At 33.3% G+C, this 21405-nt stretch carries 20 protein-coding genes; 14 read left to right on the top strand and 6 right to left on the bottom strand.

Annotation, left to right across the window (positions count from 1 at the left end; genetic code table 11):
* The first annotated feature begins 165 nt into the window (after window positions 1-165).
* From glmS to J7K39_10685, 6 genes are all read left to right on the top strand, one after another.
* Complete coding sequence (glmS, locus tag J7K39_10710; GenBank protein ID MCD6180362.1) at window positions 166-2004, top strand: glutamine--fructose-6-phosphate transaminase (isomerizing); 1839 nt, start codon at window positions 166-168, stop codon at window positions 2002-2004.
* 326 nt (window positions 2005-2330) lie between these two features.
* On the top strand, window positions 2331-2792 hold the full coding sequence (locus J7K39_10705; GenBank protein MCD6180361.1) for a pyridoxamine 5'-phosphate oxidase family protein: 462 nt from the start codon (window positions 2331-2333) through the stop codon (window positions 2790-2792).
* 27 nt (window positions 2793-2819) lie between these two features.
* Complete coding sequence (locus tag J7K39_10700) at window positions 2820-3779, top strand: NAD-dependent epimerase/dehydratase family protein (GenBank protein ID MCD6180360.1); 960 nt, start codon at window positions 2820-2822, stop codon at window positions 3777-3779.
* Window positions 3780-3829: 50 nt separating this feature from the next.
* On the top strand, window positions 3830-4660 hold the full coding sequence (locus tag J7K39_10695; GenBank protein ID MCD6180359.1) for a lysophospholipid acyltransferase family protein: 831 nt from the start codon (window positions 3830-3832) through the stop codon (window positions 4658-4660).
* A 100-nt stretch (window positions 4661-4760) separates the two neighbouring features.
* Complete coding sequence (locus J7K39_10690; GenBank protein ID MCD6180358.1) at window positions 4761-5897, top strand: response regulator; 1137 nt, start codon at window positions 4761-4763, stop codon at window positions 5895-5897.
* 64 nt (window positions 5898-5961) lie between these two features.
* A complete protein-coding gene (locus tag J7K39_10685; GenBank protein MCD6180357.1) occupies window positions 5962-7500 on the top strand; it encodes a YifB family Mg chelatase-like AAA ATPase in 1539 nt (512 codons plus the stop codon).
* A gap of 42 nt (window positions 7501-7542) precedes the next feature.
* Here the strand turns inward: J7K39_10685 and J7K39_10680 are convergent, their stop codons facing one another.
* From J7K39_10680 to J7K39_10670, 3 genes are all read right to left on the bottom strand, one after another.
* Window positions 7543-8454 (bottom strand): proline dehydrogenase family protein, encoded by a 912-nt coding sequence (locus J7K39_10680; protein MCD6180356.1) that lies wholly within the window; start codon window positions 8452-8454, stop codon window positions 7543-7545.
* 128 nt (window positions 8455-8582) lie between these two features.
* The gene (locus J7K39_10675; GenBank protein ID MCD6180355.1) at window positions 8583-9806 is read right to left on the bottom strand and encodes an S-adenosylmethionine:tRNA ribosyltransferase-isomerase; all 1224 of its coding nucleotides are present in this window, start codon (window positions 9804-9806) and stop codon (window positions 8583-8585) included.
* An 8-nt stretch (window positions 9807-9814) separates the two neighbouring features.
* Window positions 9815-10063 carry a hypothetical protein gene (locus J7K39_10670; protein MCD6180354.1) on the bottom strand — a complete coding sequence of 83 codons (249 nt, stop codon included), beginning with the start codon at window positions 10061-10063 and terminating at the stop codon, window positions 9815-9817.
* Window positions 10064-10119: 56 nt separating this feature from the next.
* Between J7K39_10670 and J7K39_10665 the strand changes: the two genes are divergently transcribed.
* The 4 genes from J7K39_10665 (at window position 10120) to J7K39_10650 (ending at window position 13869) form a co-directional block, all read left to right on the top strand.
* Window positions 10120-11352, top strand: coding sequence for a hypothetical protein (locus J7K39_10665; GenBank protein MCD6180353.1), 1233 nt, complete (start codon window positions 10120-10122; stop codon window positions 11350-11352).
* Between the two features lie 150 nt (window positions 11353-11502).
* Window positions 11503-12126 (top strand): redox-sensing transcriptional repressor Rex, encoded by a 624-nt coding sequence (locus tag J7K39_10660; protein MCD6180352.1) that lies wholly within the window; start codon window positions 11503-11505, stop codon window positions 12124-12126.
* A 14-nt stretch (window positions 12127-12140) separates the two neighbouring features.
* Window positions 12141-13064 carry a hypothetical protein gene (locus J7K39_10655; GenBank protein ID MCD6180351.1) on the top strand — a complete coding sequence of 308 codons (924 nt, stop codon included), beginning with the start codon at window positions 12141-12143 and terminating at the stop codon, window positions 13062-13064.
* A 7-nt stretch (window positions 13065-13071) separates the two neighbouring features.
* Window positions 13072-13869, top strand: coding sequence for an MBL fold metallo-hydrolase (locus J7K39_10650; GenBank protein MCD6180350.1), 798 nt, complete (start codon window positions 13072-13074; stop codon window positions 13867-13869).
* On the opposite strand, the gene J7K39_10645 is transcribed toward J7K39_10650, so the two are convergent.
* The 3 genes from J7K39_10645 to J7K39_10635 all read right to left on the bottom strand — a co-directional run bounded on the left by J7K39_10645 (window position 13845) and on the right by J7K39_10635 (window position 18786).
* Window positions 13845-14792, bottom strand: coding sequence for a calcium/sodium antiporter (locus tag J7K39_10645; GenBank protein MCD6180349.1), 948 nt, complete (start codon window positions 14790-14792; stop codon window positions 13845-13847). The genes J7K39_10650 and J7K39_10645 overlap by 25 nt on opposite strands.
* 3 nt (window positions 14793-14795) lie before the next feature.
* Complete coding sequence (gene lysS / locus J7K39_10640; protein ID MCD6180348.1) at window positions 14796-16508, bottom strand: lysine--tRNA ligase; 1713 nt, start codon at window positions 16506-16508, stop codon at window positions 14796-14798.
* Window positions 16509-16665: 157 nt separating this feature from the next.
* Window positions 16666-18786 carry a peptidylprolyl isomerase gene (locus J7K39_10635; GenBank protein ID MCD6180347.1) on the bottom strand — a complete coding sequence of 707 codons (2121 nt, stop codon included), beginning with the start codon at window positions 18784-18786 and terminating at the stop codon, window positions 16666-16668.
* Window positions 18787-18980: 194 nt separating this feature from the next.
* Between J7K39_10635 and J7K39_10630 the strand changes: the two genes are divergently transcribed.
* From J7K39_10630 to J7K39_10615, 4 genes are all read left to right on the top strand, one after another.
* Window positions 18981-19496 carry a DUF177 domain-containing protein gene (locus J7K39_10630; GenBank protein MCD6180346.1) on the top strand — a complete coding sequence of 172 codons (516 nt, stop codon included), beginning with the start codon at window positions 18981-18983 and terminating at the stop codon, window positions 19494-19496.
* Window positions 19497-19515: 19 nt separating this feature from the next.
* Window positions 19516-19701, top strand: coding sequence for a 50S ribosomal protein L32 (gene rpmF / locus J7K39_10625; GenBank protein ID MCD6180345.1), 186 nt, complete (start codon window positions 19516-19518; stop codon window positions 19699-19701).
* Between the two features lie 190 nt (window positions 19702-19891).
* Complete coding sequence (recO, locus tag J7K39_10620) at window positions 19892-20617, top strand: DNA repair protein RecO (protein MCD6180344.1); 726 nt, start codon at window positions 19892-19894, stop codon at window positions 20615-20617.
* A gap of 58 nt (window positions 20618-20675) precedes the next feature.
* The gene (locus J7K39_10615) at window positions 20676-21398 is read left to right on the top strand and encodes a YdcF family protein (GenBank protein ID MCD6180343.1); all 723 of its coding nucleotides are present in this window, start codon (window positions 20676-20678) and stop codon (window positions 21396-21398) included.
* The last annotated feature ends 7 nt before the right edge of the window (window positions 21399-21405 follow it).

Raw genomic sequence — 21405 nt, 5'->3', positions numbered from 1 at the left:
AAGCAAATAAATATGAATTTGAATATCAAAATTGAAATTAATAGTGTATTTTTGAATATCGTTACAGTGAGATTAGTCAATATTTTTTTCAAAACACTTTATTTTTTAATTTTGCTCGACTTAACAAATGATTAACGCCAGAATCTTATCCCTAAATAAAACGATATGTGTGGAATTGTCGGATACATTGGCCCCAGAGAGGCTTATCCCATTTTAATAAAAGGATTAAAAAGATTAGAATATAGAGGTTACGATAGTGCCGGAATAGCCCTTGCCGATGGAGATTTAAAACTATATAAAACAGCAGGTAGGGTTAAAGACCTTGAAGCTAGTGTTAAAGGAAAAGACATTAGTGGTACCATAGGAATTGGTCATACTCGTTGGGCTACTCACGGAGAACCCAATCAACTTAATGCTCACCCTCACTATTCTCAATATAAAACGCTTGCAATGATTCATAATGGAATTATTGAGAATTATGCTTCTTTGCGTGAAGAGATGCAAATGCGAGGGCATAATTTTTTAAGCGAAACAGATACTGAAGTTTTAATTCACCTTATTGAAGATGTTCAACAAAAAGAAGGTCTAGATTTAGTTGAAGCCGTCCGTATTGCTTTAAATCAAGTTGTTGGTGCTTATGCCATAGCTATTTTATCTAAAGGAGATCCCGATTTATTAATTGCTGCCAGAAAAGGAAGTCCATTAGTTGTTGGTATTGGAGAAGATGAACATTTTATTGCTTCTGATGCAACTCCATTGATAGAATATACAAAACATGTGGTTTATCTTAATGATGAAGAAATAGCAATTATTCCACGTGAGGGAGAAATGAGAATTATCACTATTGCTGATCATGAGGAAATACCTTATGTGCAAGAATTGGAAATGAATCTGTCGGCTATAGAAAAAAGTGGTTACGATCATTTTATGATGAAAGAAATATATGAGCAACCACTTTCTATCAGAGATAGTATGCGTGGGCGTTTACGTTTAGATCAGGAAACAATTTCTTTAGGAGGTATCTCTGAATACGAGGATAAGATGGCTGCTGCCAAAAGAATTATTATGGTAGCTTGTGGTACTTCTTGGCATGCTGCTCTTGTTGGAGAATATTTATTTGAAGATATTGCACGTATTCCTGTTGAGGTGGAATATGGTTCAGAATTCCGTTACCGTAACCCCATTATAAACGAAGATGATGTAGTTATTGCTATTTCGCAATCCGGAGAAACTGCTGATACATTGGCGGCTATTCGTATGGCAAAAGAAAAAGGAGCGACAATAATAGGTATTTGTAATGTTGTTGGATCCAGTATTGCCAGAGAAACTCATGCCGGAAGTTATACCCATGCCGGACCGGAAATAGGAGTAGCTTCTACAAAAGCATTTACCGCTCAAGTGTCTGTTCTTACATTAATGGCTCTGCGATTAGCAAAAATGAGAGGGACTATCGAGCGTTCAAAATTCCATCATTTGTTACACGAATTAGAAGAAATTCCTTTTAAAGTAGAAGAAGCCTTACGCATAAATGAACAAGTTAAAGAGATATCTAAAGCATTTGTAAATGCACGTAATTTCTTATACTTAGGAAGAGGATATAATTTCCCCGTTGCTTTAGAAGGTGCTCTTAAACTAAAAGAAATTTCTTATATCCATGCCGAAGGTTATCCGGCAGCTGAGATGAAACACGGACCAATAGCACTTATCGATAAAAATATGCCTGTGGTAGTTGTTGCTACAAACAAAGGAACCTACGAAAAGGTAGTAAGTAATATTGAAGAAATAAAAGCACGTAAAGGAATCATTTTAGCCATCGTAACTAAAGGCGATACTGAAGTTAAACGTTTGGCAGATTATGTTATAGAAATTCCTGAAACTGAAGAAATGCTTGTACCGCTTTTGGCTACTATTCCTATGCAGTTATTAGCTTATCATATTGCCGTTGCTCGTAATTGCGAAGTGGATATGCCAAGAAATTTGGCTAAATCGGTTACGGTGGAATAATTATTTGGCAAAATGATTCTAGTAATTAATTTGTGATAGGACTAAAAAGTTAAAAAATAGTACTTAAAAATTCTCTTAGATGGATATGCTCAATACCCTCTAGGTTTCCTCCGGCTATATCATCCATACTAACAACTATTTTTCTGTGGTTATCTTTTATAGATTAAATATACTTTATCTGTAACGCAAGTATACTAAATAAATTAAGTATACTTAATGTAAGTGTAAAATAAATTGTTGTTATTTTATTATCAATAAAAATATAAAAAGCATAAACTATTTCATTGAGTTTAGTACTTTTGCGAGATAAAATTCATCAGAGAAATATGAAAAACAGAGTACTAAATAACCAACGTGATCTTCTTGATATTATTCAAAATTGTAACGTTTGTTATGTTTCTATGGTTGATAAAGAAAATAAACCTTACGTTCTTCCGATGAATTTTGGTTTTGCCGACAATACCGTATTATTGCATGGAGCAAAGCAAGGAAAAAAAATAGATATACTAAAACACAATCCTAATGTTTGTATTGTTTTTAGTACCGACCATCAATTATATTGGCAGAATGAAAATGTTGCTTGTAGTTGGAGCATGAAATACCGTTCTGTATTGGTTTATGGAAAAGTAAACTTTATTGATGATATCGAAGAAAAGCGAAGCTTACTTCACCATTTTATGAAAAACTATTCTCCAAAAGAATTTAAATATAGTAAACCTTCTCTCGAGGAGGTTCAGTTAATAAAAGTGCCTGTTAATAAGATGGAAGGTAGAGCCTACGGATTTTAGAAAAACACAATTAAAACATATAAACCTATGGAAAATATTTTGGTAATTGGAGCCGCCGGACAAATTGGATCGGAATTGGTTGTGGAACTACGGAAACGTTATGGAACGCAAAGAGTATTTGCTACTGATATAAAACAAGCTTCCGAAGATATTGTTAATGGCGGTCCTTTCGAAATACTTGATGTTATGGATGGTAATCGTCTTATTCATTTTGTAATTAGACATAAGATTACTCAAATTTACCATCTTGCTGCTGTATTATCGGGAAATGCCGAAAAAATCCCCGTACAAGCTTGGGATATAAATATGCGTTCTTTGATGAATATTCTAGATTTGGCAAAAGAGGTAGACGCTATTAAAAAAGTATTTTGGCCAAGTTCTATTGCTGTTTTTGGACCTTCAACACCACGTTTTGACACACCACAATATACCATTACCGAACCAAATACCGTTTACGGAATTAGTAAACTTGCCGGCGAACGTTGGGTCGAATATTTTCATAAACGTTATGGTGTTGATGTCAGGAGCATCCGTTATCCCGGCTTAATTTCGTATAAAACAGAAGCCGGAGGCGGAACAACCGATTATGCTGTTGAGATTTTTTATGACGCGGTTAAAAAAGGCAGTTACACTTCTTTTTTATCAAAAGAAACTAAGTTGCCAATGATGTTTATGGAGGATGCCATAAAAGCCACTATCGATTTAATGGAAGCCGATAAAGAAAAGCTTAGTTTGCACTCTAGTTACAATGTTGCCGGCATTAGTTTTAACCCGCAAGAACTTGCAGAAGAAATTAAAAAGCATATTCCAAATTTTAAAATTGATTATGAGCCGGATTTTCGTCAGGCTATTGCTAATTCTTGGCCGGCCACTATCGACGATAGTGTAGCTAAAGCCGATTGGGGATTAGAATATAAATATAATCTACCCGAGCTTACACAGTCAATGCTTGATGGCGTAAAAAAGAAATTAGGAGAAATTGAGTAAATGCATTATTGTTAATGGCCTATAAAATTATTTTCGTATTTTTAAAACTATTGTCACGGCTACCATTTTGGTGTTTACATCTAATTTCTGATTTTTTATATTTATTACTTTATTATGTTATTGGATATCGTAAAAAAGTGATATTAAGTAACTTATCTATAGCCTTTCCCAATAATTCTTTAAAAGAAAACAAAAAAATTGCCAAAAAATTTGTTAAGCATTTTGCTGATTTTCTGATAGAATCGTTAAAAACACTTAGCATATCCGAAAAAGAATTACAAAAACGCTATGTTTATATTAACGAACATTTAGCTCTTGAACAAATTAAAGCCGGTAAAAGCTTAATGATGGTTACCGGTCATTATGGAAACTGGGAATGGCTTTTTTATTTGAGAAAAATTACAAAAATATTAAGTTGGGCAGCATATACACCTTTAAGCAACCGTATTTTTGATAAACTTATGGTGACAAACCGAGAACGCTATGGCTTTAAAGTTGTTCCGTCGAAAAAGGCAGCCAGCACACTTGTACGCTATAATAAAAAAGGAACGCAATTTGTTAATTGTCTGATGTCTGACCAATCGCCACGCAAAGATTATAAATACCGCGCTGTATTTTTAGGTAAAGAGGTTCCCTTTTTTATCGGTCCGGAAGCTTATGCCAAAAAATATAATTTACCCGTTTTTTATGGTAGAATTAAAAAAATCGCAAGAAGTAAATATACCGCAGAAATTATCCCTATTACCGTTTCCCCTCAAGAAACAGAAGATGGTTGGATAACTTCCGAATATATTCGCTTAATGGAAGAAGACATTAAAAATGCTCCTGAATATTATTTATGGTCGCACCGACGTTTTAAACACGCGTCTTTCGCAAAATAAAATTAACTTAGTCTGTTAACTCTATTTTCCAATCGTTATAATAATGATTATGCAAATTTGGAATTTTTTCTCTACCTTTGGTAGTGTTTAAACTCCGTTTATGGAAACGCAAAAAAAACCTCGCATTTTAGTTGTCGATGATTTACCCGAAAATATTTTAAGAATTTCCGGCTCAATAAAGCATTTAGATGCTGAAATTATAACAACTACCAGCTCTATAGAAGCTTATAATTTAACTCAAGAATATGATTTTGCCTTACTTATTCTTGATGTTCATATGCCCGAAATGAATGGCTTCGAACTGGCAAAATTAATTCATATTGCAAAGAGTAATCGTCACACACCGATTATTTTTATTTCAGCGGTTTATTTCGACGATAGCAGTATTTTTAAAGGTTATGAAACAGGTGCTGTCGATTATATCGTAAAACCTGTTAACCTCAAGATTTTAGAATCAAAAGTAAAGGTATTTCTACAACTCGAGAAATCCAAAATAGAATTAGAGGTAGCAAAAAATGAAGCTGAAAAAGCTAAAGAAGAAAAGATGATGTTTCTGGCTAAGATAAGTCATGAAATTAGAAATCCACTTAGTGCCATTATAGGAATTGTAGATTTACTCGACTCTAAAGAGCTTTCTCCCAAATGGATGGAGAGAATGGAAATGATTGATTTCTCGGCTCATCATATGTATAATCTACTTAACGATTTGCTTGATTTAAGTAAAATGGAATCTTTTGCTTTGAATATTGTTGAAGAACCTCTACAATTAAGAAAAGAGCTTCAGCTTATTATAAAAGCAAATAAAATTTTATGTAAAACACAATCTAATAAGATTGAATTAGAAGTAGACTCTAGTATTCCTGAAAATGTTTTAGGCGACACACTTCGTTATAAACAAATCTTACTAAATCTTATTGGTAACGCCAATAAATTTACTACTAACGGACTAATAAAGCTGACAGTTGATTTATTAGAAGAAACTTCAGATCATTTTTTGATTAAAACCTGCGTTCACGATAATGGTATTGGTATACCGGAAGAAGAACAAATTGATTTGTTTAAGCCTTTTTCTCAACTTAATCAAAGTATTACAAAAAAATATGGAGGAAGCGGTTTGGGTTTAGTTGTTGCCAAAAATTTAGCCAACCTTTTGGGCGGTGACCTTACTTTTAGTAGTAAAATAAACGATGGAACTCGCTTTTGTTTTACTGCTAAATTCAGGAAACATACAGATTAAAAATATATCTTGATTCGTAAATAATCTGCATAAGCAGTTCAATATCTTCTTAAATAAATTTGTTATGCTAGTAAAAACATTTGGTAGCGCACTTCTTGGTGTAGATGCTATTACCATTACTGTAGAAGTAAGTATAGAACAGGGAATCAATTGGTATTTGGTTGGCTTACCTGATAATGCTGTCCGTGAAAGTCACCAACGTATAGAAGCTGCATTAAAACATATTGGATATAAAATTCCGGGTAAGAAAATAGTTGTAAATATGGCTCCTGCCGATATTAGAAAAGAAGGTTCAGCCTACGATTTAACTATTGCTCTTGGTATTTTGGCGGCTTCGGGACAGATAAAAAATAATACTGTTGGGAATTATTTAATTATGGGTGAACTTTCACTCGATGGTGGTTTGCAACCAATAAAAGGGGCTCTTTCAATAGCCATAAAAGCAAGAGAAGAAGGGTTTAAAGGCTTTATTCTCCCTTTAAAAAATGCTAAAGAAGCAGCAATAGTAAATAATTTAGATGTTTATGGAATCGAGAATATTTCTGAAGCCATAGATTTCTTTAATGGTAAGAAAGAATTAAAACCTACTTTGGTAGATACCCGAAAGGAGTTTTATTCTCAATTAAGTGATTATGAATTTGATTTTTCCGATGTTAAAGGACAGGAAAATATTAAACGAGCTCTGGAAATTGCCGCAGCCGGATCACATAATGTTATATTTATCGGACCTCCGGGAGCAGGTAAAACAATGCTCGCTAAAAGAATTCCAAGTATTTTACCGCCACTTAACTTAAAGGAAGCGTTAGAAACAACAAAAATACATTCTGTAGCCGGAAATTTAGGAAATGTCGATTCGCTTATCTCCATTCGTCCGTTCAGAGCTCCTCATCACACAATCTCTGATGCCGGACTCGTTGGAGGCGGAAGTTATCCTATGCCAGGAGAGATTAGTTTAGCTCAAAACGGAGTCTTGTTTTTAGACGAATTACCTGAATTTAAACGCACTGTTTTAGAGGTTATGCGCCAACCTATGGAAGATAGAAAAGTACGAATTTCCCGATCTAAAATTTCTATAGAATATCCATCTAATTTTATGCTTGTGGCTGCTATGAACCCTTGTCCCTGCGGATATTATAATCATCCTGAAAAAGAATGTGTTTGTGCTCCGGGTGTTGTAAAAAAATACTTAAATAAAATTTCGGGTCCTCTATTAGACAGGATTGATATTCAAATAGAAGTAATTCCTGTTCCTTTTCGCGATCTTGCTGAATCGCCGATTTCTGAAAAAAGCGAAGTCGTTAGAGAACGTGTTATTAAAGCCAGAAAAATACAAGAAATACGTTTTAAGAAATTAGAGGGAATGCATGCAAACTCACAAATGAATACAAAACAAATGCAGCAATATTGTAAACTCGAAAAAGATGGGTATCAGTTACTAAAAAACGCAATGGAGAAACTGCAATTATCTGCTCGAGCTTACGACCGTATTTTAAAAGTTTCTCGTACAATAGCTGACTTAGATAATTCCGAAAATATTCAAAATCATCATTTGGCAGAAGCTATCCAATACCGAAGTTTAGATAGAGAAAGCTGGGGAAACTAATAATAATTGAAAAATTAAAGATGCACAATAATTAGATGTATCTTATCCTTTTACAAAAATAGCCTTAATAATTAAGCTTGCCATCTTGGGATTTTCCTTTAAACGACGAGTAGAATAACCAAACCAATCTTTTCCAAAAGGAACATAAATACGCATTTTATGCCCTTTTTCTACAATAGATTTTCGTAAAGCCGGTGTTACTCCATATAACATTTGAAATTCATACTCATCTTTAGAAGGCTTGTATTTATCGAGTAGCCTGTAAGCTCCCTCAACCAAGGGTTTATCGTGTGTAGCAATAGCAGGATACATTTTTTGTTCTAGCATATAATCTAAGTTCTTTAGAAAATGCTCATTTACCTCCTCGTATTTTTTATAAGCAACACTTACCGGTTCAACATAAATACCTTTACATAAACGAAAATTCAAAGGGTTTTCAGAAGTGTTTAAATCTGTTAGACCTTTAACATCATCAAGAGTACGACGCATATAAGATTGAACTACCAAACCAACGTTTTTCGGAAATTCAGCTTTAAGCTTTCTAAACAACTCTATTTCCATATCCGTACAAGGAGAATCTTCCATATCAATACGAACAAAATTATTGTAAGAAGCTGCTTTAGCAACAATTTCTCTAATATGTTTATAGGCAACTTCTTTATCAATTAATAAACCAAAAGAAGTTGGTTTTAAGGAATAATTACCATTTATCTTTTCTGCTTCTGCCGTTTCTATAACATTAAGATATTCTTGCTTATTAGCTTCTGCTTCATCTAAATTTTCAATAAATTCTCCTAAAACATCTAATGTGGTTAATAAACCTTCGGCATTTAATGCCTTTGCAACTGTAATTGCTTGTTGAAGTGTTTCTCCGGCAATATATTCTTTGGAAAATTGCCAAACCAATTTTTGTGGCATATACGGTAAAATGCCTGCTATTAATTTGTTAAACATCCTTTTAATATTTCTTTTTATTTGGTAAATTATTTTGCAAATGTATATAAACTTCGTGAATTTCAAATCAGAAATCAGATAATTGTTTATAAAATAACAGTAATTGTAAAAAGAGATAAAAATGCGGTTTAATGCGTGATAAACAGACAACTATCACCATAACTTAAAAAACGAAAATCATTTTTTAAAGCATAATCGTAAATAGATTTCCATGCATCACCAAGATAAGCTGAAATTAATAATAATAAAGTGCTTTTAGGTTGATGAAAATTGGTAATCATAGCATCAATAATTTGAAATTCGTAACCCGGACCTATTAATATTTGAGTTTCGGAATGAAATACATCTTCTTGCTTTTTGTCGAGATAATTAAGAATACTATTTAAAGCTTTCTCTCGGGATAATAAGGGTTTTTCAGATAGGTCGTAAGCCTCCCACTGACTTAGAACATAGTTTTCCTGATTAGGGAAGTAGTACATTTTTGTTCCTAACCAAAATAGACTTTCGAGTGTTCTTATGCTTGTTGTTCCAACGGCAATTAAAGATTTTTCTGTTTTATTGATTAGCTTTTCTATCAGGCTGCGATTAACTAATATTTGTTCTTTATGCATTTGATGCTCACTAACAGTTTTACTTGATACGGGTTTAAATGTACCCGCTCCAACATGTAGAGTGACATAATCGAAGCTTATAGACTTCTTTTTAAGACTATTAAAAACAGTATCTGTAAAATGCAAACCGGCTGTTGGTGCCGCAACGGAACCATCATATTGAGCATAAATAGTTTGATAACGCTTACGATCTTCATCCTCTGCTTTACGGTGCATATAAGGAGGCAAGGGTACTTTTCCGCTTTGTTCTAAAATTTCAGAAAAAGTAAAATTTTTAGGTAGCCAACGAAAACGAATAAAAGAAGATTCTTCAATATCACCCAATCGTTCTGCAGTTAATTGTGCTTTTTCTCCATTAAGCTCAAAATCCATTTTTAAAATACCACTTTTCCATTTTTTCCTGTTTCCCACCAAACATTTCCAAACAGATGTTTCCTTTAAAAGAAAGGCTTCTTGAATTTCTCGAGTAGGTTCATGGGGTTCTAAACAAAAAATTTCAATGGCAGCTCCACTTTCTTTTTGAAAATTTAAGCGAGCCTGAACAACTTTGGTATCATTAAAAATCAAGAGTGATTTTTCGGGCAAAAAATCGGCAAGAGATTCAAACTTAGCTGTTTGAGGAGTGGTATTATAAACCAATAATTTTGATTCGTCTCTTTTGGATAAGGGATATTGTGCAATTTTATCCTGTGGTAAGGGATAATCGTAATGCTCAATAGAAACTGTATCGGGTTTGTGCATTGATTGTTTTAGAATAAGTTATCAATTTGAATATTAGCTAAATAATCGTCAGTAACATCTTCGAGATTAACAAGCTCTATCGAAACAATTTTGTTTTCAATAAAATGATATTTCACTTCAACATAAAAACCATTCAGTTCAAATAATTTAATGTTTAAAGGATTTTCTTTTCTAACCAATAAAGCATAGCCCTTTTCCATAATCAGCACCATTTGCTGCACAGTAGATAATTGTAAAAAAGCTTCTTTTGTTGGCATGCGGCAAAGATACGGCAATTTAGAATTGTAAATTTTTATCTTTGTTAAAAAAAGTAATGGCCTTAAATTATATTTGGATTTTCTTTTTTCTCTCGGCTTTTGTTATTGCACTTATTCGCTTGATTTTTTTTGGCGACACAGAGATTTTCCCTGCTATTATGAATAGCACTTTCGCTAATGCCAAAACAGGTTTTGAACTTTCTTTAGGCTTAACAGGTGTAATGACTCTCTGGCTTGGATTAATGAAAGTAGGAGAAAAGGGTGGTGTTGTTCGTCTTTTATCCAGAGCTGTCGGTCCCTTTTTTGAAAAATTATTCCCAGAAATTCCAAAAAATCATCCCGTAAACGGAAGCATTATGATGAACTTGGCAGCCAATATGCTCGGCCTCGATAATGCCGCAACTCCAATGGGATTAAAAGCAATGGAGCAACTGCAAGAGCTCAATACCAAGAAAGATACGGCTTCCAATGCAATGATTATGTTTTTGGTTTTAAACACTTCGGGACTTACACTTATCCCTATTAGTGTGATGGTATACCGCGCACAATTGGGTGCTGCCAACCCTAGCGATATCTTTTTACCCATTTTACTTTCTACTTTTTTCTCTACACTTGCGGGGATTATTGCCGTTTCTGTATATCAAAAAATAAACCTTTTCAATAAAACAATACTTGCTTATCTCGGCGGGTTTTCCACTTTAGTTGCAGGAATCATCTATTTATTTGTGGCACTTCCACAAACACAAGCTTCTGTTTATTCTACAGTAATTGCCAATGTAATTCTGTTTAGCATTATCACTTTGTTTCTTTTGATGGCGATTAGAAAAAAAGTAAATGTTTACGATACTTTTATCGAAGGCGCAAAAGAAGGCTTTACAATTGCCATAAAAATTATTCCTTTCTTGGTAGCTATTTTAGTTGCGGTTGGCGTTTTTCGTACTTCGGGAGCTTTAGATTATATGGTGAATGGGATTGGAACATTTTTTGCTTTTTTAGGTGTTAATACCGATTTTGTTGCTGCCTTGCCAACTGCTTTTATGAAACCATTAAGCGGAGGTGGTGCTAGAGGAATGATGATAGAAACGATGACAACTTACGGTGTTGATTCTTTTGCGGGGAGATTAGCCGCCACTTTCCAAGGCGCAACAGATACCACTTTTTATATTCTCGCTGTTTACTTTGGTTCTGTTTCTGTTAAAAATACTCGCTATGCAGTAACAGCCGGTTTAATTGCCGATTTTGCAGGAATTATAGCTGCTATTTTTATTGCTTATTTGTTTTTTGGATAAGGTAATTAAAGTACTGAAATAGCCTAAAAATTAAACGTTATAGTATATATGTAAAAAAATTACATATAAATCAGTCCTTTTTATAAAAAATTGTTAATTATTTAATGAAATAAATTACCTTTGTTTGTTAAATAACAATGAAAAAGGAAAATGAGTACATTACCAGACAAAACAGTAGAACGCTTAAGTCAATACAGAAGAAATCTTTTAATTTGTGATGCTAAGGGAAAAGAGCATATATTTTCACACGAAATAGCTGATATTCATCATATTACACCAGTACAAGTTAGGCGGGATATTATGCTTATAGGCTATACCGGAACGTTACGAAAAGGATATAATGTAAGGGAGTTAGTCGCTTTAATAGGCGAAATATTAGACCGACCAACGGCTCAGAATGTAGCAATAGTGGGTGCTGGTAATTTAGGTCGTGCTTTAATGAAATATTTTAAAGACAGAAGAGAAAAACTTTGTGTTGTTGCTGCCTTTGATACAAATCCCGAGAAAATAGGCACTTCATATGCCGATATTAACATTTATGCTATTGACGATTTAAAACAAATTATTAAAGAAAAAAATATCTCTATTGCTATTATATCCGTTCCTGTTAATCAAGCCGCAATTGTTGCCGACTTATTAGTTAAAGCAGAGATAAAAGGAATTTTAAATTTTTCACCACGTCCCGTAAATGTTCCCGATGAAATTTACCTTGAAGAGTATGATATGGTTACTTCTTTGGAAAAAGTTGCTTATTTTGCAAAAAATAAGAAATAAAACCAAAAAAGCTCGTGAACATCTATTTTGGATTCGATGAAGTAAAAAACATCAAAAATGCCGTTGTAACTACTGGTTCTTTTGATGGCGTTCATCTGGGTCATAAACTAATTTTAAAGCGCCTTAGCGATACTGCTCAGAAAATTAATGGCGAAACCGTTCTCATTACCTTCTATCCTCATCCACGACAAGTTCTTTATCCTGATACTTTAGGTAAAGACTTATTGATGATTAATTCCCGACAAGAAAAAATTGATTTGCTTCGCGAAGCAGGACTCGATAATATCATCTTCGTTAAATTTACTAAAGAATTTGCCTCTACTTCTGCTACGGATTTTATCAAAACATATTTGGTTGATAAACTACGGGTTAAAAAAATAGTAACAGGAGCCAATCATCATTTTGGTAAAAACAGAGAAGGCGATATTGACGAATTAAGGATCTTAGGTCAAAAACACGATTTTGAATTGGAGCTTATTCCTTCGCAAGATATTCAGAATATTGACATCAGCTCAACACTTATTCGTGAAGCAATTCTACAGGGACAAATTAAAAAAGCACAAGCCTATTTAGGACATTCTTTTTTTATAAAAGCACAAATACAAGCTAAAGGTCAAACGCAATTTCTTCAGATGGGATACAAAACCAAAAAACTTGTGATAGAAGAAAAATACAAGCTTTTACCTCCCTGTGGTTCTTATTTAATTTTTGTCGATCATTTGCAAAAAACACATAAAGGCCTTTGCCTTATTTCAAGTTGTAAGGAAACTTTAGGCAATATTATCGACTTGTATATTCCCGATTTACCCAAACAAGAAACTGATTTAGAGCCTGTTCGAATTCGTTTTATAAGACCCAGTAAAATTGAAAAGGATCCGACTTTACTTAAATCAGCCATGATAAAAGATCTGATTCACTTCAATAAAATTAAATTCTAAGAATATGATGGATGATAAGCTTCGTATCACATTTTTAGGAACAGGGACTTCTATAGGCGTTCCAATTATCAGTTGCGACTGCGAAGTTTGCTCCTCTAAAAACCCAAAAGACAAACGTTTACGTACTTCTGCCTTAATTAGCTATCGCGATAAAAATGTGGTGATAGATTGCGGTCCTGATTTTAGAATGCAAATGCTCACGGCAGGAATTAAGGATTTAGAAGCTATCTTACTTACACACGAACATCGCGATCATATTGCTGGCTTAGATGATGTGCGTGCTTTTAATTATATGTTGAAAAAACCGATACAGCTTTATTTGAGCGATCGGGTATTGAAAAATGTAAAAACCGAATTCCCTTATATTTTTAATCCTGGAGATTATCAAGGAGCACCAAAACTAGAGCTTCATAAATTGGTAAATGAGCAAATAAATGTTGCTGGATTATGTGTTCATCCACTTCCGGTTATGCACAGAGAAATGCCCGTTTTTGGTTTTCGTATTGGCGATTTTAGCTATATCACCGATGCTAATTTTATTCCCGACGAAACCATAGAAAAAATTAAAGGGAGTAAAATCCTAGTTTTAAATGCACTTCGTAAAAGAAAACACCCATCGCATTTCTGCTTATCAGAAGCTCTTGAAATGATTGAAAAAATAAAACCCGAGAAAGCCTATTTAACTCATCTTGGACATTATATCGGTTTACACGATGAAATAAACAAAGGCTTACCTGAGAACATTGAATTGGCTTATGATGGATTACAAATTGAGCTAGATTACACTAACAACCAGACTACATAAGCTACATACAAAACGAGGAATACGCTCGCTTCCACCCGATCAATCTGCCGGCCTTTTCTTGTGAAAATAAATATAAATAACAATATACTTGCGAAAAGAGCAAATAGTATATCGATATTTAAAGACGTATTAAAGACGATAGGCTGAATACTTGCACTCGTTCCTAAGACAAAAAAGACATTAAAAATATTGGAACCTACAATATTACCTATAGCCATATCTGCATTGCCTTTATAAGCCGCCACAGCAGAGGTAGCTAACTCAGGAAGCGAAGTTCCTAATGCGACTATCAAAATTCCAATTGTTGCCTGACTTAATCCTAAATTTACAGCAATATCGGTAGCATTATCAACAATTAAAACACCACCAAAATATAAACCAATAATGCCTGCTAATAAAAACAAAATTGATTTTACAATACTTTGTTCTTTGACTTCGTGCCCTTCTTCTCTGATACCATGTTTGCTAACGATAAAAGTGTAGTACATAAAAATTATAAAGAAAGCCAAGAATACTAAACCATCTATACGACTTAAAACAGACTGAGCAGCTCCGTCAACCAACATATCATTTGCTAAAACAAAAAGTACCAGCATTCCTAAAAGACTAAAAGGAATTTCAAATTTTACGGTATTACTCTGAACGGCAATGGGCTTAATTAAAGCGGAAATGCCTATAACTAATAAAATATTAATGGTATTACTTCCCACAATATTCCCAATGGCCAAATCGCTCTGCCCATCTATTCCTGCTAAGATATTGATAATTAATTCGGGAAAAGAAGTTCCGAAAGAAACTACAGTTAATCCGATAATTAAATTTGGAACATTAAATTTCTTGGCAATAGACGACGCACCAAGCACCAGAATATTAGCACTGCTAATTAATACAAATAGACCGATAACTAATAAAAGATATACCATCTTCTATTTAAACCAAACCTCAACTTCTTCTATTTTTAATGCCGGAATTTTTAATTTATTCTTTTTACGATAACCATTCAAAACTTGATGAACCTTAGTCGCTTTTTGTTCTTGCAATGCTTTTGGGCTTTCGTAACCGGCATCCATAACGTGCTGTGCCCATTCTTGAGGAATACCAATAGCGATAAAATCTTCTGGCTTAGGCATCACCTTTTTAGGCTCCGGTTTCATTTGAGGAAAGAATAAAACCTCTTGTATACTGGAATTATTTGTCATAAACATTACCAAACGATCGATACCAATTCCCATACCCGATGTTGGAGGCATACCATATTCTAACGAACGAACAAAATCCATATCTATCCACATAGCCTCATCATCACCTTTTTCTGCTAAACGAGCTTGCTCTTCAAAACGCGCTAACTGATCTATTGGATCATTAAGCTCGGTATAGGCATTAGCGAGTTCTTTTCCGTTTACCATTAATTCAAAACGCTCGGTTAATTCCGGATTTTCGCGATGACGCTTACATAATGGCGACATTTCAACAGGATAATCGGTAATAAAGGTTGGCTGAATGTAATTAGCTTCACATTTTTCTCCAAAAATTTCATCAATAAGCTTACCTTTTCCCATGCTCTCATCAACATCTATATTTAGGGATTTAGCAACTTCAAAAATTTCATTTGTACTTTTTCCGTTTAAATCGTAACCGGTAAAATCTTGAATTGCTTGTAAAATTGGAACACGTTTAAATGGGGCTTTAAAGCTAATTTCATTCTCACCAAAAACAACATCGGTTTTACCGTGAACATCCATAGCTATTTTTTCCAACATAGACTCAGTAAAACCCATCATCCAGTTATAGTCTTTATAAGCAACATATATTTCCATTTGGGTAAACTCAGGATTATGTGTGCGATCCATTCCTTCGTTACGAAAATCTTTTGCGAATTCATAAACACCTTCAAATCCACCAACAATCAATCGTTTTAAATACAATTCATTTGCAATACGTAAATACATTGGAATATCCAATGAATTATGATGTGTTATAAATGGTCGCGCAGAAGCACCTCCCGGGATTGCTTGTAAAATGGGCGTTTCAACTTCTAAATAACCGTGGTTATTTAGAAAAGAACGCATAGAATTAATTATTTTTGAGCGTTTGATAAAAATCTCTTTTACGGGATCGTTAACAATTAAATCAACATATCTTCTACGATAGCGTAATTCGGGATCGGTAAAAGCATCAAAGGTTTTATCGTCTTTTTCCTTAACAACAGGAAGAGGGCGCAAAGCTTTAGAAAGCAAACGAAAAGAGCTGACGTGTATACTTATTTCACCCATTTTAGTAATAAAAACATAGCCTTTAACTCCAATAAAATCACCAATATCAAGTAAACGTTTAAACACAATATTATACATTGTTTTATCCTCATCCGGACAAATATCATCGCGTTTAAAATACAATTGTATTCTTGCTGTTGGGTCTTTCATCTCGGCAAAAGATGCAGCTCCCATAATGCGCCGACTCATAATTCTACCGGCAATACTAACTTCCTGAAAAAGGCTGTTATCTTGAGGAAACTTTTCTTTTATTTCCTTAGCAGTAACATTTACTTCATATCCCTGGGCAGGATAAGGGTCAATTCCTAATTTTCTTAATTCATTAAGCGAGTTCCTTCTTACTAATTCTTGTTCGCTAAGTGCCATTTTATTATAGTGTTTATTTCTTCTTAATTTTTTTGCAAAGATATGTTTTTCTAACCTAATAAAAAGTTCGTGTTTAACTTAAAATGAGGCCCTATCTACCTATATAAAAAGCCTTCACTCAAAGAATGAAGGCTTTTAAATATTTTAAAATTAGTGTTTAGAAAAATTTATAACAGTTGTTTTCTATTTCTGTATTTTTTTCTAAATCACGGTATAAGCTATAATTTACTTGAGCTTCAAAACGATTTTGCATCTGTGAAATAAATGCCGCATAATCATCTGTAGTTTGAGCTGTAATTTTACTTTTTAAGTTAACAACGTATACAGCTTTTTTACCCATAATTGGAGATGAAACATCTCCTTCATTTAAGGCAAAAACAGCACCTAAAACCTCAGGTTCAGGACCGTAACTTCCAAATCCACGACTATCGAATGTGAGATTTGCTAAATTTTCAACTTTTAATTCAAACTCTGAAGCTAATTTATTTAAATCTTTACTGTTTGATGAAGCATTTAATTTTTCGACCATCATAGCGGCTTTTTTACGATTAGTAACCGCAGCCGTAATTATTGGTTTTACCTCATCTAAACTCTTATAACCTTCTTCATTTATTTTAGATAAGACAGCAACAATATAATTATTACCATTATCAAATAATTTAATTTCCTCAAGCTGTGTATTATCATTAAACGCCCACATAATAACTTGACGACTTTCATTTAAACCGGGGATAGCACTTTGCATAGAGCTAAGGTTATCGCCTATACGAGCCGTGAGTCCCATTTCTTCAACAGCAGCTTCAAAAGCGTCAAGAGATGTTCCTTTACTGGCAAATTCGTTAGCTTTTACATAAACTTCTTGAAATGTTGTATTACTTGGATCGATACTACGTTCAATCATAGCTACTTTGACCTTTTTCGTAATATCTCGTTTACCGTCTATACGAATAATGTGAAAACCAAAAGAAGTTTCAACCAAAACAACATCGTTCTTTTTACCGTTTACAATAGCTTCGTTAAATTCAGGAACCATCTGTCCGTCAGGAAACCAATCATAATGGCCTTTATTTTCTACAACACCACCATCGTCAGAAAACTCAATTGCTAATTCTTCAATTTTATTTCTGTTTTTTCTAACTACTTTATATAGACTATCGGCTAATGCTTTTGCATCTACTTTTAAACGGGTAACTTCAGGAGCAGCACGCATAGCTCCGGCATAAGCAATTAATATATGGCTTGCCTTCATTTCATTAGGACGCATTTGCGAGTCTAATAATCGAGCGGTATGATAGGCATTATTGAACATATAAGGCTCAACGGTTGTCCCAATTTCGCCATCAAACATTGTTAAATCTATTTGTACCGGTAGTTCGCCTTGAGTATACCATTTATCTACATATTTTTTATCCGATACTGAATTTGCAAATAATGGTGCCTCGGCAATATCAATATTTTTAAACTCATCGTAATATTCATCAAAAAGAGTTTTTTGTTGTTTCCTATCGTCTGCCGAAGGCTTAACATTAAAAACAACATACTGAACATTACGCGTTTCTTCTTGTTTAAAGTCTTCTTTATTTTCGTCATAATAGGCTTTAAAATCCGCATCAGTAACAGTAACCTCATCGTTTGAAATAGAAGTGTAGGGATAAGCTACAAAATCAATATTAGCTTGCGTGTTTGTCATTTCGTTAAGCTTTTTCGCAAAAGCATTTGGTAAGTAATATGCTTTTGAAACCAAATTATTATATTTAATCATTTGGTAATCATCTTTAATAGCTTTTTCAAATTCAAACCATTGCAGTTGATTTTCGCGAGGCATTTTATCGAGGTTTTGTAAATAATTTAAAACCATTTGAGAATTATACTTACCTGTAGCGGGATCGGAAAAATATTGTAATATATAACGATGAGGATTTGCTCCTTGTACTTGATCAAACAAATCGGGAGATGTTACCTTAAGTCCTAATTCATCAAATTCTCCTTGCATAATTATTTGACGAACCATTTGATTCCAGACACTAAGTTTAATGTTAAAAGATTCTTGTGATGTTATTTGATTCTTACCACTGTTTTTCTTTTGAGCTTCTACTGCTTTTTCAACTTTTATACTAAAATCTTTATATGAAATTTCATCTCCTTCAACAACACCAATATTATTTGGTGTCCGTGAATTCCCTTTTGCAAAATCGCCTAAAATAAATGCTCCAAGAGCAATAGCGATAATTGCAACTAATAGTCCATAATGTTTTCTAATTTCTCCTATTGCGGCCATGATGTTTTATCTAAATTTAAACAAGCTGCAAATGTACAATAGATTAGGAAATTTAAAAATGTTTTTTTTGTATTTTGTTGAGCAGCTTAGCTTTCGTAAAATTAAATTTTATCGTAAATAATACAATGTAAAAGATTTGTTATTCAAAATATTAATATTTACTTTTGCAGCCCGAATTTTTAAACTAAAAAGCAATGGATAATATTAGAGATTATGTTATTTCCTTTCGCGGTTTAAAAATTGGGGATCACGAATTTGATTTTCAAATTTCGGATTCGTTCTTTGAATCATTTGAATACTCCAGAACAGAAAAAGGAGAATTATCTTTAAAAGTGATATTGAATAAGGCGGAAAATATGCTAAAACTCAATCTTAATTTTAAAGGTAATGTAACTGTAAGTTGTGACAGTTGTGGCGAAGACTTTGATTATCCTTTAAATTTTACCGAGAATTTAATAGTAAAATTTAGTGATAAAGAACTAGAAGATAACGATGAGGTTATTTTTCTTCCAAACTCTGCTTACGAAATAAAGCTGACTCAGCTTATTTACGAATATATAAATTTGGCCTTGCCAATGCGACTTACACATCCTGAAGATGAAAATGGCAACCCTAGTTGTCAAATTAATGTTTTGGATAAATTTAAATATTCGTTAGAACAAGAAAATGAAATGGATCCTCGTTGGGATGCATTAAAAAAGTTAAAATAAAATTTAATAAATAGAAATAATGGCACATCCAAAGCGAAAAATTTCGAAAACAAGAAGAGATAAAAGAAGGACTCATTATAAGGCTACTGCTCCACAGTTAGCAATTTGTCCAACTACCGGTGAAGCTCATATCTACCATAGAGCATATTATGTAGAAGGTGATCTTTATTATAAAGGAAAAATAATAGTTCCTAAACCAGAATAGTTTTTTCTCATTAAAAAAACACAACCTCGATTAGGTTCTTACTTACCTATCGGGGTTTTCGTGTTTTAAATATATAAGAGCTGTATTAATTATTAAACAACTCATAACAAAACTGATCAGGTTTAATATTTGTAGCGGGCATTTTCAAACAATAAAAATAAATTTGCCATCTATTTTATATCTTTGAACAATGCTTGCAAAAACTAAAGGTATAGTCTTAAAGACAACTAATTATAGCGAAACCAGTATTATAGCTAAAATATATACCGAACAATTTGGCTTAAAATCTTATCTTATTCATGGGGTTAGAAAGCGTAAAGCAAAAACAAAAGCTAATAATCTTCAGTTACTTTCTCTTTTAGATATGGAGGTGTATAATAGAGAAAACAAAGATTTACAATATATTAAAGAATTAAAAAAAGCTTATATATTTCAAAGCTTACCCTACAATATCAGCAAAAGCTCCATAGCTGTTTTTTTAAATGAATTAATTTATAATTCAATACACGAAGAAGAAGCTAATGCGGCCTTATTCCATTATTTATTTAATGCCATACAATTATTAGATTTGCTTGATAGTAATTTCTCCGGCTTTCATTTACATTTTGCTATTCAGTTAAGTAAGTATTTAGGCTTTGGACCTGCCGATACCGGTTTTAAAACCAGCTCTTTATTTGATTTGGCTGATGGGAAATTTCATTATAATCAACGACTTGGGCTTTATAAATTAACAGAAAATGAAAGTTTATTTTTCTATCATGCTTCTGCTTTAAGCTTTGATGAGTTTAAACAAATACCTTTTACTAAGCCTATGCGAAAAACAATGTTATATCATATTTTAAACTATTATCAACTTCACTTACCCAATTTTAAGCATCCTCAATCTCCGGAAATATTAGAAACGGTTTTATCGTGATTTTTATTAATTTTACTCTGTTAATATCTGCCTTTCAAATAAGTCAGCCATATTTTTTATGCTAAAACAAATTTTCACATTATTAAAAAAAATAATTCTCGGTATTTTTATCTTTGGTGGTGTTTTGCTTTTTATTGCAATCACCTTTAGTTATACCGTTTGGCCTTATCGTTTAGAAGCTCGATTAGCAGCAGCAAAGCGTTTTACACCTCCCGACACAGAGTATGTTATACTTCTTGGCGGCGGCGGTATTCCCAGCGAATCTTCATTAATTAGAACTTATCATGCAGCCTATGCTGCTAAAATGTTTCCTGAAGCAAAAGTTATAATTGCTTTGCCAAGCGATATTTCCGATAGTACAAGCTCCATACATCTTATGGCTAAAGAGTTGGAAATGAGAGGCGTTAATAAGGCCAGATTTTTATTTGAAGATAAAGGCACTAATACTCGTTCTCAAGCAATTAATATTGAAGAAAAGTTTTTTAAGGATAATTTAAAAGCAAAATTACTAATTGTAAGTTCTCCCTATCATATGCTAAGAGCTGTTTCGGTTTTTGAAAAAGTAGGTTTTGAAACTGTTGGAGGTTTTCCTGCTTACGAAAAAGCAAATAATAAAGACGCCTCTTTTAGTCCGGAAAAAATTGGAGGAAATAAGTATATTCCAAATATCGACAAACAACCGGGTATTCGTTATAGTTTGTGGGCGGGACTACAAAAAGAATTATTGGTGTTACGCGAATATGCAGCTTTATCGTATTATAAACTTAAAGGTTGGATATAAATACCAA

It is taken from the genome of Bacteroidales bacterium (genome assembly GCA_021157585.1).
GTDB lineage: Bacteria > Bacteroidota > Bacteroidia > Bacteroidales > UBA12170 > UBA12170.
The sequence above is the reverse complement of the archived record's forward strand: the minus strand, read 5'-3'. Positions and strand labels throughout refer to the sequence as shown.

Excerpts from the sequence above, each read along its gene's own strand:
- glmS (MCD6180362.1), top strand. The coding sequence starts at position 166 with ATGTGTGGAATTGTCGGATACATTGGCCCCAGAGAGGCTTATCCCATT.
- J7K39_10705 (MCD6180361.1), top strand. The coding sequence starts at position 2,331 with ATGAAAAACAGAGTACTAAATAACCAACGTGATCTTCTTGATATTATT.
- J7K39_10700 (MCD6180360.1), top strand. The coding sequence starts at position 2,820 with ATGGAAAATATTTTGGTAATTGGAGCCGCCGGACAAATTGGATCGGAA.
- J7K39_10690 (MCD6180358.1), top strand. The coding sequence starts at position 4,761 with ATGGAAACGCAAAAAAAACCTCGCATTTTAGTTGTCGATGATTTACCC.
- J7K39_10685 (MCD6180357.1), top strand. The coding sequence starts at position 5,962 with ATGCTAGTAAAAACATTTGGTAGCGCACTTCTTGGTGTAGATGCTATT.
- J7K39_10680 (MCD6180356.1), bottom strand. The coding sequence starts at position 8,454 with ATGTTTAACAAATTAATAGCAGGCATTTTACCGTATATGCCACAAAAA.
- J7K39_10675 (MCD6180355.1), bottom strand. The coding sequence starts at position 9,806 with ATGCACAAACCCGATACAGTTTCTATTGAGCATTACGATTATCCCTTA.
- J7K39_10670 (MCD6180354.1), bottom strand. The coding sequence starts at position 10,063 with ATGCCAACAAAAGAAGCTTTTTTACAATTATCTACTGTGCAGCAAATG.
- J7K39_10665 (MCD6180353.1), top strand. The coding sequence starts at position 10,120 with ATGGCCTTAAATTATATTTGGATTTTCTTTTTTCTCTCGGCTTTTGTT.
- J7K39_10660 (MCD6180352.1), top strand. The coding sequence starts at position 11,503 with ATGAGTACATTACCAGACAAAACAGTAGAACGCTTAAGTCAATACAGA.
- J7K39_10650 (MCD6180350.1), top strand. The coding sequence starts at position 13,072 with ATGGATGATAAGCTTCGTATCACATTTTTAGGAACAGGGACTTCTATA.
- J7K39_10645 (MCD6180349.1), bottom strand. The coding sequence starts at position 14,792 with ATGGTATATCTTTTATTAGTTATCGGTCTATTTGTATTAATTAGCAGT.
- lysS (MCD6180348.1), bottom strand. The coding sequence starts at position 16,508 with ATGGCACTTAGCGAACAAGAATTAGTAAGAAGGAACTCGCTTAATGAA.
- J7K39_10635 (MCD6180347.1), bottom strand. The coding sequence starts at position 18,786 with ATGGCCGCAATAGGAGAAATTAGAAAACATTATGGACTATTAGTTGCA.
- J7K39_10630 (MCD6180346.1), top strand. The coding sequence starts at position 18,981 with ATGGATAATATTAGAGATTATGTTATTTCCTTTCGCGGTTTAAAAATT.
- rpmF (MCD6180345.1), top strand. The coding sequence starts at position 19,516 with ATGGCACATCCAAAGCGAAAAATTTCGAAAACAAGAAGAGATAAAAGA.
- recO (MCD6180344.1), top strand. The coding sequence starts at position 19,892 with ATGCTTGCAAAAACTAAAGGTATAGTCTTAAAGACAACTAATTATAGC.
- J7K39_10615 (MCD6180343.1), top strand. The coding sequence starts at position 20,676 with ATGCTAAAACAAATTTTCACATTATTAAAAAAAATAATTCTCGGTATT.